This window comes from Actinocrispum sp. NPDC049592 (assembly GCF_040675465.1).
Classification (GTDB): domain Bacteria; phylum Actinomycetota; class Actinomycetes; order Mycobacteriales; family Pseudonocardiaceae; genus Kibdelosporangium.
This window is the reverse complement of record NZ_JBFAPA010000009.1, coordinates 30,567-46,738: the sequence shown is the minus strand read 5'-3', so window position 1 is coordinate 46,738 and position 16,172 is coordinate 30,567. Positions and strand designations below refer to the sequence as shown.

11 protein-coding genes and 2 pseudogenes are annotated in these 16,172 nt (G+C 68.5%); 8 read left to right on the top strand and 5 right to left on the bottom strand.

Annotated features, from left to right (window positions below; genetic code table 11):
- The first annotated feature begins 70 nt into the window (after nucleotides 1-70).
- The 4 genes from AB0J95_RS23205 (at nucleotide 71) to AB0J95_RS23190 (ending at nucleotide 6,140) form a co-directional block, all read left to right on the top strand.
- Nucleotides 71-3,163: a lantibiotic dehydratase gene (locus AB0J95_RS23205; RefSeq protein WP_364761254.1), complete on the top strand. Its 3,093-nt coding sequence runs from the start codon at nucleotides 71-73 to the stop codon at nucleotides 3,161-3,163.
- Nucleotides 3,160-4,398, top strand: coding sequence for a lanthionine synthetase C family protein (locus tag AB0J95_RS23200; RefSeq protein WP_364761251.1), 1,239 nt, complete (start codon nucleotides 3,160-3,162; stop codon nucleotides 4,396-4,398). Before AB0J95_RS23205 ends, AB0J95_RS23200 begins: the two co-directional genes overlap by 4 nt.
- Before the next feature lie 22 nt (nucleotides 4,399-4,420).
- Complete coding sequence (locus tag AB0J95_RS23195; protein ID WP_364761248.1) at nucleotides 4,421-5,245, top strand: thiopeptide-type bacteriocin biosynthesis protein; 825 nt, start codon at nucleotides 4,421-4,423, stop codon at nucleotides 5,243-5,245.
- Between the two features lie 115 nt (nucleotides 5,246-5,360).
- Nucleotides 5,361-6,140: a hypothetical protein gene (locus AB0J95_RS23190; protein WP_364761245.1), complete on the top strand. Its 780-nt coding sequence runs from the start codon at nucleotides 5,361-5,363 to the stop codon at nucleotides 6,138-6,140.
- 213 nt (nucleotides 6,141-6,353) lie between these two features.
- Here the strand turns inward: AB0J95_RS23190 and AB0J95_RS23185 are convergent, their stop codons facing one another.
- The 4 genes from AB0J95_RS23185 to AB0J95_RS23170 form a co-directional block, all read right to left on the bottom strand.
- Entirely contained in the window at nucleotides 6,354-6,821 is a 468-nt protein-coding gene (locus AB0J95_RS23185) for a hypothetical protein (RefSeq protein WP_364761242.1), read from the bottom strand.
- Nucleotides 6,818-7,498 carry a hypothetical protein gene (locus AB0J95_RS23180; RefSeq protein ID WP_364761239.1) on the bottom strand — a complete coding sequence of 227 codons (681 nt, stop codon included), beginning with the start codon at nucleotides 7,496-7,498 and terminating at the stop codon, nucleotides 6,818-6,820. The genes AB0J95_RS23185 and AB0J95_RS23180 overlap by 4 nt, the downstream gene beginning before the upstream one ends.
- Nucleotides 7,495-8,163: a helix-turn-helix domain-containing protein gene (locus tag AB0J95_RS23175; RefSeq protein WP_364761236.1), complete on the bottom strand. Its 669-nt coding sequence runs from the start codon at nucleotides 8,161-8,163 to the stop codon at nucleotides 7,495-7,497. The genes AB0J95_RS23180 and AB0J95_RS23175 overlap by 4 nt, the downstream gene beginning before the upstream one ends.
- A 225-nt stretch (nucleotides 8,164-8,388) precedes the next feature.
- Nucleotides 8,389-9,066, bottom strand: a complete 678-nt coding sequence (locus AB0J95_RS23170; protein ID WP_364761233.1) for an MBL fold metallo-hydrolase — start codon at nucleotides 9,064-9,066, stop codon at nucleotides 8,389-8,391.
- A gap of 103 nt (nucleotides 9,067-9,169) precedes the next feature.
- Between AB0J95_RS23170 and AB0J95_RS23165 the strand changes: the two genes are divergently transcribed.
- Nucleotides 9,170-10,492: an acyltransferase gene (locus AB0J95_RS23165; protein WP_364761230.1), complete on the top strand. Its 1,323-nt coding sequence runs from the start codon at nucleotides 9,170-9,172 to the stop codon at nucleotides 10,490-10,492.
- Here AB0J95_RS23165 and AB0J95_RS23160 read toward each other — a convergent pair.
- Nucleotides 10,456-11,025: pseudogene (locus AB0J95_RS23160) on the bottom strand (maleylpyruvate isomerase N-terminal domain-containing protein); the annotation flags it as partial. The gene AB0J95_RS23165 and the pseudogene AB0J95_RS23160 overlap by 37 nt on opposite strands.
- A 311-nt stretch (nucleotides 11,026-11,336) precedes the next feature.
- Here AB0J95_RS23160 and uvrA point away from each other — a divergent pair.
- From uvrA to AB0J95_RS23145, 3 genes and pseudogenes are all read left to right on the top strand, one after another.
- Nucleotides 11,337-14,195, top strand: a complete 2,859-nt coding sequence (gene uvrA / locus AB0J95_RS23155; RefSeq protein ID WP_364761227.1) for an excinuclease ABC subunit UvrA — start codon at nucleotides 11,337-11,339, stop codon at nucleotides 14,193-14,195.
- Nucleotides 14,196-14,356: 161 nt separating this feature from the next.
- A pseudogene (locus tag AB0J95_RS23150) lies at nucleotides 14,357-14,542 on the top strand (hemerythrin domain-containing protein); the annotation flags it as partial.
- A gap of 632 nt (nucleotides 14,543-15,174) precedes the next feature.
- Nucleotides 15,175-16,095 (top strand): hypothetical protein, encoded by a 921-nt coding sequence (locus AB0J95_RS23145; RefSeq protein ID WP_364761224.1) that lies wholly within the window; start codon nucleotides 15,175-15,177, stop codon nucleotides 16,093-16,095.
- Nucleotides 16,096-16,172 lie beyond the last annotated feature (77 nt).

The following is a 16,172-nucleotide window of genomic DNA, read 5'->3' as shown; positions in this document are numbered from 1 at the left end:
TGCGGTGACGGCCTGGCGGCGGGGTGCCCGACACCTCGCCGCCAGGCCGTTGTTCATCTGAAGGGGGTTGTTGAGGTTGTTCACCGTCATCGACGCGGTCATGCTCCGGCTGGCGACGCGGCTGTCCGATGTAGACGAACGCGACTGGCCGGACCTGACCGGTGAGCACGTGCCGCAGTGGCGCGACTGGCTAACTCGAGCCTGGGCGGACGAGGCATTCGCCTACGCGGTCGAAGCCGCCAGCCCGGACCTGGCCCGCAGAGTGATCGCGGTGTGCGCAGGGTACGAGCAGCGGCCCCGCCAGGTGCGCGGCGCGGTCGTTTCGATACTGCGGTACCGGCTGCGGGCATCGAGCCGGGCAACGCCGTTCGGCCTGTTCGCCGGAGTGGCACCGGCCGCGTTCGGTTCGGCCACCACGGTCCGCATCGGCGATGACCACCGCGCCACCGCCCGCGTCGACGCTGTCTGGCTCGCCGGTGTGGTGACCGAGTTGGAGCACAGTGCACCGCTGGCCGGGCGACTGCCGGTGGTGCTGAACAACGTCACGACCCTGCGCGATGGCAGGCTGGTCGTGGGACTGCGCCAACACCCCGCTCCTGCAATGAGCCGCACCGACCCGGCTGAGGTGTCGGTCCGTCACACCCGCGCGATCGAGGTGATCGTCCGCGCCGCGCGCACGCCGATCCGCCTGGATGACCTCGCGGCCCTGCTCGGCGCCGAGTTCCCCAGCACCCCGCAATCGGTCATCGCACAAACGCTGGGCAAGTTGGTTAACCAGCGTGTGCTGATCAGCAGCTTGCGCCCACCGATGACCGCCACCGATCCACTTGGGCACGTCCTGACCGCACTGGTCGACGCCGATGTCGAGGAAGTGCCCGCTGCGATGCCGCTGCTCGGGCAGCTGCGCGACCTGCACGCCCACCTGGCCGAGCACGACCGCACCGCCGACCGGACCAAGGCGCGGGAGCTGCGGACGACCGTGACCCGGGCGATGAGCGACGTCGCCGGTACCGACCGGCCGCTGGCGGTCGACCTGCGTGCCGATGCCGAGCTTGTCTTGCCCCGCGCGGTGGCCGCCGAGGCCACCCGGGCAACGGCGGCACTGGCGCGCCTCACGCCGCACCCATTCGGCAAGCCGGTCTGGTTGGACTACCACGCCCGTTTTCTGGAGCGCTACGGCATCGGCGCGGCCGTGCCGCTGCTGGAGCTTGTGAATCCCGATATTGGACTCGGTTTCCCTGCCGGGTACCGGGATTCGCTCCTGGAACGACCCGCGCCGCGAGTGTCCGAACGGGACGCCGCACTGCTGCAGCTGGCGCAGAACACGGCCTTGGACCGCAGGGTCGAGATCGTGCTCGACGACGCTGCGATCGCCGAGCTGGAGGCGGACAACCTGGGGCGGGCACAGTGGCCGCCGCACACCGAGTTGGCCGTCCAGGTCCACGCACCGAGCAGGGCCACACTCGACCGGGGCGAGTTCGAACTAGCGGTAAGCGGCGCGTTCCGCGCCGCCGGAACCACCACCGGCCGGTTTCTCGACCTGCTCGATGCCGCCGAGCGGAATCGGATGGCCCGCGCGTACGCCGGGATGCCCACGGTCAACGACGGCGCGCTGCGGGTGCAGGTGTCCTGTCCTCCGCTGTACGCCGAGACCGAGAACGTCGCTCGCAGCCACCAGGTGCTATCCGACCTGCTAGCTGTGAGCGAGCACCGTGCGGAGGATGTGCTGGTGCCAGAGGACCTAGTGGTCATCGGCGACGCGCATCGGTTCTACCTATGGTCCCGCTCGCGGGCGCGCCCGGTCGAGCCGGAGGTGTTCTCTGCCGTGGAATTCACCAATGTCGCGCACCCGTTGCTGCGGTTCCTCTGCGAGGTCTCCACCGCGCGGGCCGCCGTGTGCGGGCCGTTCTCGTGGGGCATGGCCGGGCAACTACCGTTCCTGCCGCGGCTGCGCTACCGCCGCGCCATCCTCGCGCCCGCCCGCTGGACACTGTCCGCAGCCGACCTCCCCGACCGGAGAGCATCCTGGCCGGACTGGACAGCGGGCGTGGCCCGCTGGCGCGACCGGATGATGGTGCCCGCCGCGGTCTGCTTGGGCGGCAACGACCAACGCATCCGCCTGGACCTGGACGAACCCGCGCACCTATATCTGCTGCGCACACAGCTGGACCGCCACGGGCACGCCACCGTGCACGAAGCCTCTGCAGCCGATGCCTTCGGCTGGCTGGACGGATACGCCCACGAGATCATCGTCCCGCTTGCTGCCATCCACGCCCGAACCTGGCCGCCCATCCCACCGCGCACCACGCCCCTCGCCGTGACGACCGCACAGGACGGGCACCTGCCCGGCGCCAGCGAGTGGCTGTTCTGCAAGCTCTATGGGCATCCCGATCGCCACACCGCTTTGCTCACCAACCACCTGTCGGAACTGCTGTCCACATGGGACGAACCGTTGCAATGGTGGTTCCTGCCGTACCGCGACCCGGACAACCACCTTCGCCTGCGGGTGCGGCTGCCCGACGCTGCAGCGTTCGGCCTGGCCGTCGCCCAAGTGGGCACCTGGGTAGCTAGGCTGCGGCGCCTCGGGCTGATCGCAACGATGCAGCTGGACACCTATCGCCCGGAGACCGGCCGCTTCGGCAGCGGCACCGCGATGACCGCTGCCGAGACGGTGTTCGCCGCCGACTCCGCCGCCGCAATCGCCCAACGTGCCCACCTGGCCGGCTCGGATGCGGCTGACGCCCGCGCGCTGACTGCGGCGAGTCTGCTCGACCTGGCCGCCGCGTTCACCGGCGGCACCGCCGAAGGCGCCGCCTGGATGATCGAGCACATCTCTACAGACCTGATCCCCGCTCTGGATCGCACGGTCTACAACCAGGCGCTCCGCCTTGCCAACCCGCGCGACAACTGGGCCGCAGTGCAGCAACTGCCTGGCGGAGAACAGATCGCCCTCTCCTGGACGCAGCGACGGACCACGCTGGCCGCCTACCGCAAGACACTTGCCTCCGCCGGTGAACTCGCGCCGGCCTCGGTGCTGGCGTCTCTGCTGCATCTGCACTGCCTCCGCACGTCCGGGATTGCGCCGGAGACCGAGCGGACATGCCACCGCCTCGCCCGCGCTGCCGCCCTGAGCCAAATCGCCTACGCGGAGGTGACCCCGTGATCCACCCGGACCCGTCGCTGCTGGACCTGGCCAGCGACATCGCCGCAGGTCTGGACGATCCCGCCACCACGCTCACCAGTGATGCAAGCAGGCACCAGTCACGACCGCAGTCGCTGGCCAACGGCGCCGCCGGGGTCGCACTTCTGCACATTGAACGCGCCCTCGCTCAGCCCGACCGATGGGGCACAGCGCACGCCTGGCTGTCCGCCGCCACAAGCGTCGACTTGCACGCCGGCCCCGGGGCAAGCTTGTTCTTCGGCGTCCCGGCCCTGGCGTTCGTCACCCACACGGCGGCCGGGGACACCGGCCGCTACCAGCGGGCACTGACCCAACTCGACGTCGCGACGGAGCGGCTGACCCGCGCCCGACTGGCCGCAGCGCATGCCCGCATCGACCGAGGTGATCTGCCCGCCCTGGCCGAGTTCGACCTGATCCGCGGCCTCACCGGGCTCGGCGTCCATCACCTCCGCCGGGCTCCGCGCGCCGAGGTGACATCTGCAGTGCTTGCCTACCTCGTCCGGCTCACCGAGCCGCTGCCGGGACTCGGCGATGAGCTGCCCGGGTGGTGGACCGAGCACGGTCCCACCGGTCAACCGCCGGCGGACTATCCCGGCGGGCACGGGAACTTCGGCATGGCACACGGGATCACCGGTCCCTTGGCGCTGCTCGCGCTGGCGCTGCGGCGCGGCGTTGTCGTCGACGGGCACCGTCAGGCCATCGCCCGGATCTTCGCGTGGCTGGACGCCTGGCAACACGACCACCCCGTCGGCCCCTGGTGGCCCCGCACGATCACCCTGGCCGAAGCCCGCGCTGGGCACTGCGACCAGCCGGGGCCGTTGCAGCCGTCCTGGTGCTACGGCACACCCGGCATCGCCCGCGCTCAGCAACTCGCTGCCATCGCCACCGGCGACACCGCCCGCCGACGCACCGCCGAGAGGGCACTGCTCGGCTGCGTGAATGATCCTGGCCAGCTCGCCCGGATCATCGACCCCAGCCTGTGCCACGGCGCGGCTGGGCTGCTGCACACCGTGTGGCGCGCGGCCGGTGACGCCGCGACCGGCGAGGTCAGCGCCTGCCTGCCGCACCTGGCTCGACTGCTCGTCGAGCGGCTTCAGACCGCGTCGCGCAGCGTCGGGCTGCTCGAAGGCAGCACCAGCGCGGCGCTCGCCCTGCACACCGCCGCCACCGGCACCGCCCCACCATCGGGCTGGGACAGCTGCATGCTGCTGGCCTGACCCCGTTCCCGACAGGAGAAGCATGGACACCGGCGCCAGCACGCAGCACCCGACGTGGCAGCAGGTCGTCGTCGAGTTCGGCGACTACGCCACCGCCGAACAGGCTGCGGTCGCGCACCTGCTGCCGATCATGGACCGCGCCGAAGCGGACAGCGTCTTCGCGTCCTGGTGGTTCATCCGCAAAGCGCCCGAGTGGCGGCTGCGCTACCTGCCGACGCACCAGGCCACCGAAGCCGCCGCCCGGCACGCCCTCCGTACGGCACTGGACACCCTGCGCGTGACCGGCCACATCGCCGGATGGTGCGAGACGATCTACGAACCCGAAGTCCACGCCTTCGGCGGCGCCGAGGCCATGGCCATAGCCCACCAACTGTCCCACCTCGACAGTCGGCACATCTTCACCCACCTCGGCAGCGGCCGTGACCAGCGGCGGGAGCTGACCGTCCTGCTCTGCAGCGTCCTGATGCGGGCCGCCGGGCAAGACTGGTACGAGCAAGGCGACATCTGGGCCCGCGTCGCCGAGAACCGCCCGCTCTCACCCGAAACCCCGCCCGACCGAACACGAGCCTTGGAGTCAGGTCTGCGCCGGTTGATGACCGTCGACGCAGGTCCCAGCAGCCCGCTGGTCGGGCCGGATGGCACGCTCGCGCATGTCGCCACATGGTCAACCGCATTCCACACCAACGGCACGGCACTCGGCGAGCTCGCCCGCCAAGGAGCACTCCGCCGTGGCCTGCGATCCGTGCTGGCCCACCACGTGATCTTCCACTGGAACCGGCTCGGGCTGTCCTACAACACCCAGAGCGTCCTCGCTCGTGCCGCCAAGGAGGTGGTCCTTGGTGGCTGACACAGGATTCAATGGCCTGTTCTGCTCTCGTATGTAAACCCCAGCACATGCGTACCCGCCTGGATCCGGATCTGACCGATTAGACGAGGGCTGGGGCGGCGAGGATGCTGATTACATGAGCAAAGCTCCCGATCCTGCCCAAACTCGGTTCGAGCAGTACCTATACGAACTCGGGTACGAGTTCGACTACGAGCCAGACCTGGGAAACGGGAAGCGACCTGACTACTTGGTGTCCGCGCACCGCCACGAGCTCGTCTGCGAGGTCAAGTCATTCGACACGGCAGGTGCCTTCGGGACTGCCCAGGTCGGGACACTGTCACAGGAGGACGTTCTTGCACCGATCCGGAAGCAAATCGGAAAGGCGTCTGAGCAGCTCAAGGGCATACCAAGTCGACCGCTCGTCGTCGTGTTGGCCAATCCGCGGGCGTGCCCGGTCCCCCTTGACCCCTTCTCTGTCATGGCTGCCATGTACGGGGATGTCGAGGTTGAGATCCCGGTGAGCGACGAAGGGGTCGGCGGCGACGCCACGTGGACAACGGGATACAACCGCAAGCTGCGCGTCGTGGACCCGGAGACCGGCGAACAGGTCGGCGGCCACCACGAGTACATCAGCGCGGTCATCGTCTTGCGACATGAGGATCTCGCGTTCAGGGGATGGGCGCGACGGTGGAAAGAACTCAACCGTGGCTCCTCCTCCGACGGTACGAACGAAACTGCTGCCTTTCTCAAAGCAGCCTCCGGCGAAGGCGTGCCTCACAGCGAGGATGTCTTCCTGGACATCTTCGAGACCGTCAGCGACCAGGCAGTCCCGTTGCCGCGCGAGGTCTTTAACGGTCCGCACGACCGGCGTTGGGTTCCCAACGACACACGTACTGCGCTGGTCCCATTGACCTGACAGACCACCGACTCTCTCTCCACTTTGCCAGCCAGGCGATGATCCGCCGGTCATATACGCCAAGTCGGTGCCATCTAACGATTTCGGCAACGCGATCCTGGGCCAAACGTCGAGATCGTGGCCGACAGTTCCCGCAAGTGGGTGTCGTTGGCCAAGATGTACGGCGGTCGAACCCCGGCGCGGTGCGTGGGCGTAGGGCACAGTGCTGATCGCTCACCAGGCCACCGCATCAGCCAGCACGTACAGCTCCTCTGCTTCGGCCTCGGTGATCCCCAACGTGGCGCTGGTCTTCTGCAGGTCGACCTGCCCGGCGATCCAGTCGTGGAACCCATCGCGCGCCTCGGTCTCCGTCAGGTCCATCGCGGTACCGACTTGCGCCCACGATTCCATGGCACCCACGCGCAGCAAATCGGCCACAACGCACCACCGTCCTGCGGTGGCCTCCTGCGCGATCCGTGCACCGTAGGCTAGTTCGGCGAACAAATCCTCGGCGAGCAGTTCGCCGACGTGAGCGTGCTTGGCCAGCACCGTTCGGCCACGAGCCTCGGACCACTGCTCCACCAGCGCACTCAGCGATTGGTGAGGGATGTCGTGTGGATTACGAATCTGTTTGCCTGCCTCAGACTTGCCCCCGGCTGAAGGCGGAATCAGTTCGCTGCTGGATTCCACATGCGCGGTCATCCTTCACCGCCAGCGCTGGTGTCTCGCTTCACCAGCGTCGCCAGTCCGGTCGCCAACCCCAGCACGAGGACCGGCACACACGCCACGAGAACGGTTACGAGTGGCGGGGCGCTGGTGAGGTTCGAGGCGCGCATCAGGTGGCTGGCAACCTGCGCCCCAGCACCGACCACCAGGCTGGCGATCGCTGACCAGCGCGCGAAAGAGCGGGTGCGGTCCGAAAGTACGGCTGAGGACAACCAGGTGCGTAGCGCGTATCCGCCGTATGCCTCGATACCGAGGGGCAGCACGATCGCTGTGTTGATCCGGAGCTCGTCGATTAGACCTGGAAGTGGCTGGACCATGCCGAAGCCGGTTAGCTGGCCCAACTCCACCCAGCCGCCCCAAACCGCGACGGCGGCTGCCAGGCCGATCAGGATCAACGGCCACGGTCGAGACTGGTGGGCAGGGGATGGGGAGACTTGGGCTGGCGGCTCTTCAGCCGCCTGGTCGGCGCCTGGGCTCTCGTTGGTGGGCTGGTTCTCCAACGCAGCCAGTGCTTTGCGTACCTGGTGATCTGTGGCACCAGTTAGCTTGGTCAATGTCGGGCGACCGGGTCGGGGACGGCCTTCAGCTTCAGCTTCGGTGAGGAGCGCGCGGACTTGGTCGACCAGACCCTCGCCGACGGTGGGAGCGCTCATCGGTTTCCCTCCGTCGAGACGTTCGGATGGCAACGAGGGCACAAGGTTGACCGGTTCCGCTCAGTGTCGAGCCATATGACCCGGGCGGAGATCGGGTCTGTTGGTCGAGCGTCGCACTGGCCGCACGGGTCGGCCGCGCGAGAGCGAGCGCCCTCGGGCGCGTGCTCGCGCGAAGGATGTTTCCTCTGATGGTTAAAGGACGTTTCGGGTGCAGTGGCTGCACCCCGTGATGGCAGTCCTTGCACCTCGTTCGGCGAAGATTGCACCCGGTGCTGGTCAGCGGGGTGCGGTGGTTGCACCCGGTGGAGAGCCAGATTCCAGTTCTTCGGCCGTCGGTCGCCGCGGGGGACATGTGCCGCAACGACGGTCTGACTTGCTGGGGTGATCAGCTTGAGTTCTTCCAATCGGTCCAGGCTGGTGCGAACCGTGCGCTCGGACAGGCGGGTGTATCGGGTCAGCCGGTCGACTGAGGGGAAGGCGTTGCGGCCGTCAGGATCGGCGTGGTTCGCGAGTCCGATGAGGACAGATGCGAGTGAGCTGGCGTCCTTGCGGTCCGTGGGGATCGGCGCTTTGTTGAGCGCCCAGTTGATGGCCTCGATGCTCACGGCTGGCCACCGCCACAGGTGCACGGCACGATCGACCAAGTACGTCGGGCGGCCGCACATGGGCCGGACAGGAAGTTGGTGGCGTCTCGTAGGCGCTCGGCGTCAGCGCGGTCGAGGCAGTGTGCTGGAGGCGAACACCAACCGCTGGGCTCGCGGTAGACGAGGTCTACTGCTGTGGTGGAACAATCCTGACTCAAGGCGGGGCGTCCTCCCGTCGAAGCCCCGCGTTGCTGCCCTACAGCAAACGGGGCCACCTACATGGCAGGCAGCCCCGTTCGGAACGCGTCACCAGCCGCGTGAACGCCATTCCTCGAGCTGTGGGCGTTGCTCGCCCAAGGTCGAGTCGTCCCCGTGGCCGGGGTAGAACCACGTGTCGTCCGGCAGTTCGCCGAAGATCCGTGCCTCCAGGTCGTTGATCAGGCTGGTGAAGTCTTCTGGGTTTGTTGTCCGCCCAGGACCGCCGGGGAACAGGGAGTCGCCGGTGAACAGGTGGGGGTGGCCGGTGGGGTCGCGGTAGAGCAGGGCGATGCTGCCGGGGGTGTGGCCGCGGAGGTGGATGACTTCGAGTTCGCAGTCGCCCACGGGGATGGTGTCGCCGTGGGTGACCAGGCGGTCCGGCGGTACTGGGAGGGGCTCGGCGTCGTCTGGGTGGGCGATGGTGTTCGCGCCGTTCGCGCCGGCCACTGCCCCCAACGCCTGCCAGTGGTCGGGGTGCTGGTGGGTGGTGACGATGGTGCGCAGGCGGGGGCGGTCCTGGCCGTGGCCGATCAGGTCCTCGATGCGTTCCGGGTCGTTTGCGGCATCGATCAACAGGGCATCCCTAGTCGTGTTACAGACCAACAGGTACGCGTTGTTGTCCATGGGGCCGACCGACAGCTTGTTGATGGTCAAGCTGGGGAGTTCTCTGCGGGCGGCGGCGCCGCCTGGGTCCACGTGACCGGTGTAGTTCGTAGCAACATCCACGGTCGCCGACAGTAGCCCTTCAGGCCCTGCTCAGTGTCCTCACAGGTTGTGGAATTACGCTCCGATCACGAAGATGCCCGTGTCCACCGATCACTGCGAGCTCGTGACTACTACACTCAGCGCGACCAAGCCGGAGGCCAAGACGCCGCCTCCGAAGCGGTCCACACGCAAGATCAGCTGGGACATCCTGAGGGTCCTCGCGGTCTTCGGCGTTGTGGTCGAGCATGTCACTCACCAGTCCGCCATCAACCACCCCGAACTCGCCGGGTACGCGTTCAGCCTGCCCTTACAGTTCGGTGCCAGCACGATGCTGGTGATCTCGGCCTTCTTCGTCTGCGTCACCATCGGCAAGGGCAGCCGCGGCAAGTGGCTGTGGAACCGGGTGGCGCGGCTGCTGCCCGCCTACTTCGTGGCCGTGCTGGTCACCTACGTCGTCTCGCGGATCGCGGTCTCGTTCTTCAACGGCTACAGCTTCGCCGACGGCCGGTGGCTGTTCGGCGTCCCCACCTCGGGCAACCCGGGCGCCCTCGACCCCTGGTACCTGCCGACCGGCCACGACCTGCTGGGCAACCTGCTGATGATCCAGGCCTGGGCGCCGAGCTTCCACTGGATCGACGCGTCCTACTGGACCCTGCCCATCCAGATCATCGCGTTCGCCTTCGCCGCGTTCCTGTTCCGCCGCAAGATCACCTCGGCGAAGCGGCTGCCGATCCTGCTCTGGTCGCTGGTGATCATCCCGGTGGTCATCCGCTACACCCTGCGCACCGACGACTCGGCGCAGTGGATCAAGTCGATCTTCGATGGCCTCGCCCTGCACCGCGTGCACCTGTTCGGCGTAGGCATCGCGATCTGGCTGTGGACCCGCGGGCGGATGCGCGGCTGGCACCTCGCGAGCTACATCACGGCCGCGCTGGTGGCCCAGGACGCGCACGCCTACTGGACCGACACGCCGTCGACCATCGCGTTCGGCGTGGTCCTGCTGCTGGTCGTCGCCGCGGCCGGCGGCCCGGACTGGGACGTCCCGCTCGTGCGCCGGATCGCCCCGGTCATCACCTGGCTGGCCGGCATCTCCTACGGCGTCTACCTGGTGCACCAGGAGCTGGGCTTCATCCTGGCCCGCACCCTGCTCGACCTGGGCGCCTCCTCCTGGGAACGGCTGGTCGCGTCGCTGGCCCTCGCGGTGGTGCTCGGCTGGCTGATGACCAGGCTGGTCGAACGCCCGGCGCACAAGTTCCTGGTCGGCGCCGGGCCCGCGGTCGTCGGCAAGGTCCGCGCTCAGATCCAGGCGGGCAGGCTGGGCACGTCACCGGCCAGGCCGGTGCCGTCACCCCTTCCGGTCAACCAGGCCAGCACCGTCGGTGCCGGGCCGCCCACGTCCGGCGAGTCGCTACCGAGCGTGCTCCCAGCGAGTTCCCAGCTTCGCTGACGGCCGTCGGCCAGGTCCACCCGCAACCGGACCGGCGGCACGTCGGCGCGCTCGGCGAACTCCGTCACCACCCAGTCCAGCAACCGCTCCTCGTGCCCCTCCGGCAGGTCGCCGAAGCCCACCCCGGCGTCGAGGTCCACGAGGTGCACCGACACCTCCTGCCAGCGCAGCCAGGGCACCGTGCACGCGGTGATCTGGCGCCCGCTGGCCAGCACGACCTGCGCGTCCCACGCCTCGGCGGGCATGTCCTCGACCGCCATGAGCAACCGGTCCGACGCGGCGATCAGGTCCTCGCGCAGCACCGCGGCCATCCGGCGGCTGCCCTCCTCGATGTCCGCGTCCCGGTCCGCCCGGCTGGCGTACATCGGGTGCTCCACCCCGGTCCTGGCCCACAGCAACAGGTTGACCAGCCCATCGGCGTTGCGCGCCAGATGGGACACGACGTGCCCACGGGTCCAGCCGGGCAGCAGGCTCGGCCGGCGCATCGCCACGTCGTCGAGCCCCTCGACGGCGTCGGTCAGCAACACAGTCATCTGCCTGGCGGCGGCAAGTCCTATCTCCGCGTACTCCTCGGCGGACAGTTCGCGTCTCGGCTCGGGCAGGGAATCGTGCGACAGGGCGGTGTGTTGAGAGATGCGTCCAGTCATGTGTTGGGTATCCCGACTTCGTTGAGCGACGTCGCGCTCACGATGAGCTGATAGGGCCAGGGTACGGGTAGATCACCGCCCGTGGGGGAGAGCCGAATCGGTTTTGTCGGTGGCCCGTCCTAACATGGGCACCGGCGGTTCGGAGTCGAACGCATATTCGAACCGACCGTCCAAGATCCAGACCGAAGGGACCCCCGGTGGCCGACCGTCTCGTGGTTCGCGGCGCCCGCGAGCACAACCTGCGCAGCGTGGACATTGACCTGCCTCGCGACAGCCTGATCGTGTTCACCGGGCTGTCCGGCTCGGGCAAGTCCAGTCTCGCGTTCGACACGATCTTCGCCGAGGGGCAGCGGAGATACGTGGAGTCGTTGTCGGCATATGCGCGCCAGTTCCTCGGCCAGATGGACAAGCCGGACGTCGACTTCATCGAGGGCCTGTCGCCCGCGGTGTCCATCGACCAGAAGTCCACCAGCCGTAACCCGCGCTCCACCGTCGGCACGGTCACCGAGGTCTACGACTACCTGCGGCTGCTGTACGCGCGGGCGGGCAAGGCGCACTGCCCGATCTGTGGCGAGCTGATCAGCAAGCAGACCCCGCAGCAGATCGTCGACCAGGTGCTGGCCATGGAGGAGGGCGTCCGCTTCCAGGTGCTGGCCCCGGTGATCCGCGGCCGCAAGGGCGAGTACATCGACCTGTTCCAGCAGCTGCAGTCGCAGGGCTACTCGCGCGCCCGGGTGGACGGCACGGTCTACTCGCTGGCCGAGGTGCCGAAGCTGAAGAAGCAGGAGAAGCACGACATCGCGGTGGTGATCGACCGGCTCACCGTCAAACGAACCGCCAAGCAGCGGCTCACCGACTCGGTGGAGACCGCGCTGCGGCTGGCCGACGGGCTGGTCGAGCTGGAGTTCGTCGACCTCGACGAGCACGACCCGCACCGCACCCGCGGCTTCTCGGAGAACCTGGCCTGTCCCAACGGTCACCCGCTGGCGATCGAGGACCTGGAGCCGCGGTCGTTCTCGTTCAACTCGCCGTACGGTGCCTGCACGTCGTGCTCCGGCCTGGGTGTGCGGATGGAGGTGGACCCGGAGCTGGTCGTGCCGGACGACGAGCTTTCGCTGGCGGAGGGCGCGATCGCGCCGTGGGCCGGTGGCCAGACGTCCGACTACTTCCTGCGGCTGCTGACCTCGCTGGCCGAGGCCGTGGGCTTCCGGATGGACACGCCGTGGCGGCGTTTGCCGGCCAAGGCGCAGAAGGCGGTGCTGCACGGCACGGCCGACCAGGTGCATGTCCGCTACAAGAACCGGTACGGCCGGGAGCGTTCGTACTACGCGAGCTACGAGGGCGTGATCCCGTTCCTGGAGCGCCGCCAGGAGCAGACCGAGTCCGAGGCGATGCGCGAGAAGTACGAGGGCTACATGCGGGAGGTGCCCTGCCCCGCCTGCCAGGGCACCCGGCTCAAGCCCGAGATCCTCGCGGTCACGTTGGAGCACAAGACAAAGGGCGACCAGTCGATCGCCGACGTCTGCGCGATGAGCGTGCGGGACTGCGCGGAGTTCCTCGAGGACCTGGTGCTGGGCAAGCGCGAGCAGATGATCGCGGGCGCGGTGCTCAAGGAGATCCAGGCGCGGCTGCGGTTCCTGCTCGACGTGGGGCTGGACTACCTGTCACTGGACCGCGGCTCGGCCACGCTCTCGGGTGGCGAAGCGCAGCGGATCCGGCTGGCGACGCAGATCGGCTCCGGTCTGGTTGGCGTGCTGTACGTGCTGGACGAGCCGTCGATCGGCCTGCACCAGCGGGACAACCACCGGCTGATCGAGACGCTGACCCGGCTGCGCGACCTGGGCAACACGCTGATCGTGGTCGAGCACGACGAGGACACCATCCGGACCTCCGACTGGGTGGTCGACATCGGCCCGGGCGCTGGCGAGCACGGCGGCAAGGTCGTGCACTCCGGTCCGGTGGCGAAGCTGTTGAAGAACAAGGAGTCCATCACCGGGGCGTACCTGTCGCGGCGCAAGGAGATCCCGGTCCCGGACATCCGCAGGCCGATCGACCGCAAGCGGCAGCTGACCGTGGTGGGCGCGCGCGAGCACAACCTGCGTGGGCTGGACGTTTCGTTCCCGTTGGGGTGCCTGGTGTCCGTGACGGGTGTGTCCGGCTCGGGCAAGTCCACTCTGGTCAACGACATCCTGGCGACCGTGCTGGCGAACAAGCTCAACGGCGCGCGGCAGGTCCCCGGGCGGCACACGCGGGTGAACGGGTTGCAGCACCTGGACAAGCTCGTGCGGGTGGACCAGTCGCCGATCGGGCGAACCCCGCGGTCCAACCCGGCCACGTACACCGGTGTGTTCGACAACATCCGCAAGCTGTTCGCGGCCACCACCGAGGCGAAGGTGCGCGGGTACCAGCCCGGGCGGTTCTCGTTCAACGTCAAGGGCGGGCGTTGCGAGGCGTGCGCGGGCGACGGCACGATCAAGATCGAGATGAACTTCCTGCCGGACGTCTACGTCCCGTGCGAGGTCTGCAAGGGCGCGCGGTACAACCGCGAGACGCTCGAGGTGCACTACAAGGGCAAGACCATCTCGGAGATCCTCGACATGCCGATCGAGGAGGCCGCCGAGTTCTTCCAGCCGATCAACGCGATCCACCGGCACCTCAAGACGTTGGTGGACGTCGGCCTCGGGTACGTGCGGCTCGGGCAGCCCGCGCCGACCCTCTCCGGCGGTGAGGCGCAGCGCGTGAAGCTGGCCAGCGAACTGCAGAAGCGGTCCACCGGCAAGACCGTATACGTCCTGGACGAGCCCACCACCGGCCTGCACTTCGAGGACATCCGCAAACTCCTCGGCGTCATCAACGGCCTCGTCGACAAGGGCAACACCGTCATCGTCATCGAGCACAACCTCGACGTCATCAAGTGCTCCGACTGGGTCGTCGACATGGGCCCCGAGGGCGGCTCCGGCGGCGGCACCATCGTCGCCGAGGGCACCCCCGAAGACCTCCTCGAAGTCCCGGAGAGCTACACCGGCCAATTCCTGGAACACGTCCTCAAGGTCTAGACCCCTCGCATCCGGACCGGGTCCCTCGGCGGATTCGGTCCGGTCCAGACCCTGGCCAAGGCGCGCCGATACCCGGTGCGTCGGCGGTAGCGCCGAGGGCGGTCGCCGCGTTGCGGGGCGGCTTGGATGTGGGGCTGTGTCGCGGTTAGTGGGCTGCGAGCGACCGCCGGAAGGTCCTGTTCCACAGCCTGGTCCGGCTGCTGGCGGTGCACGAGACCGCCGAGGAGGAAGTCGTCCACCCCGAGGTCCGTGACCTCGCCGGCGGCGAGCCGGTCGTCGAGGCCCGGCTGGGTGAGGAGCACCGCGCCAAGCAGCTGCTCAGCACGCTGACCGAGATCGGCCCAGACACTGACAGCTGTCGGTAGCGCTGGGGCGGTTGTCGTGCTGCGGGGGCCTTTCGGATGTTGGCGGTGGGGCCGTGTCGCGGTTGGTGGGCTGCGATGGCTGTGTGGCCGCTGTGGATTTGGCGGATGAGGTGGGTAATCGTCCGGACTCCCATCTCTCGAGGCCTGGTCGGGCCCCGAGCCGGGGCGTGCCGTTATTAGGTGCGTCGGCGTCCTGCTGCGGGGTGGTTCGGATGTCGACGGGCCGAGTACGCGTTGCGGGTGTCGCGGTTGGGGGCTGCCATGGGTGTTCGGCCGCTGCGGATCTGTTGAGGCGCGCGTCCGTGGCGCTGGTGTCCGCCGGTGGCGTTGCTGGACTGGTGTGCGGTGGTTGGGTGGTTGCGGTTGGGTGGCTGCGGGTGGCGGAAGTGTTGCTGGGCGCGGGGTGGTGGTGCGCTCTGTGTTCGGGTGGGGTTGGGCTGGGTGGGGGTGTGGGTTGGGCTGGGTTGCGTAGTGGAGTGATTGGGTTGGGGGGCTTGGGGATCCGGGGTGGGCTCCCGCTAGGATCCCGTCGTTCTGGTTGGGGCTCAGGACACTTTCTTAGGGGCTTTTCACCGCTCGGGTGCCGGGCGGGTCGCACTGATCCGGGGGGCTCTGTGCCGGACGACGATATTTTCGACCACCCTGACCTGGCCGGTCCGGAATGGGCCGCCGCCCAACGCAAGGCATTGCGCAAGGACCGCTGGCGCCGCAACAGGTCCCGGTTCGTGTGGGTCGGGATCACCGCGGTTGTGGTCGCCGTGGGAGTGACGCTCTACATCAAGGCTCCCAAGGCACAGTCACATGCCCAGAGCCCACCACCCCCGCCGACGTCGACGGCGCCGCAGCCGGTGAAGGGCTTCGAGTACAAGACGACCGACCCGTTCGCCCGCACCCCCGCCCAAGCCTGGCCGGACGGCGAAGCCGGGCTGACCATGCCCGCCGCCGCGCCGCTGAACGGGTTCCCGGCGAAACGGGTCGGGGAGGTGCTCGGCATCGCGCGGTCGGCGATCGCCGCGTCCCGGCTCGACCGCCAGGCGGCGCAGCAGGACAAGTCCGACGCCTTCCAGGCCCTGCTCGCCCCGGACAGCCGCAAGACGGTGACCGACGACCCGATCTTCCGCACCAGGATCAAACCCGGCTTCGAGCTGCTCGACGTCCCGCCCAAGGTCCAGGGCCGGCTCACCGTCGAACCCGGCCGCAAAGGCGAGTTACGGATCCACGCCGAGTATGTCGTCGCCTACGCGTTCCGGCCGCCGCACCCCGAGACCGTGCTCGACCCCACCGAGTTCGTGTCCTACCTGCGCATCGACCAACGGTTCTCCTTCGCCGAAGGCCCCGGGTGGGCTCCCGGCAGCCGCGGCCTGTACCTGGGCGATCTGCACACCTACGCCGTGGCCGTCTCATGCTCCGCCATGCGCGACGACCTGCTCGCGCCCAGCGGCGGCGACCGCGCCACCACCGCCCCGCCGCACGAGCTGACCGAGGTCATCGACCTCGGCCGTCCCATGCCCGACACCGGCAACTGCCCGGTCTGAAGTCGGACCAATCCGGGTCGATATCCGCTTCGAAGTGGGTTGAACCGTTTCGTGCCCCTCCTCGTGTGTGTGGTCAG

Coding starts and splice junctions, on each gene's coding strand:
- AB0J95_RS23190 (WP_364761245.1), top strand. CDS start 5,361: ATGAGCAAAGCTCCCGATCCTGCCCAAACTCGGTTCGAGCAGTACCTA.
- AB0J95_RS23185 (WP_364761242.1), bottom strand. CDS start 6,821: ATGACCGCGCATGTGGAATCCAGCAGCGAACTGATTCCGCCTTCAGCC.
- AB0J95_RS23180 (WP_364761239.1), bottom strand. CDS start 7,498: ATGAGCGCTCCCACCGTCGGCGAGGGTCTGGTCGACCAAGTCCGCGCG.
- AB0J95_RS23175 (WP_364761236.1), bottom strand. CDS start 8,163: ATGTGCGGCCGCCCGACGTACTTGGTCGATCGTGCCGTGCACCTGTGG.
- AB0J95_RS23195 (WP_364761248.1), top strand. CDS start 4,421: ATGGACACCGGCGCCAGCACGCAGCACCCGACGTGGCAGCAGGTCGTC.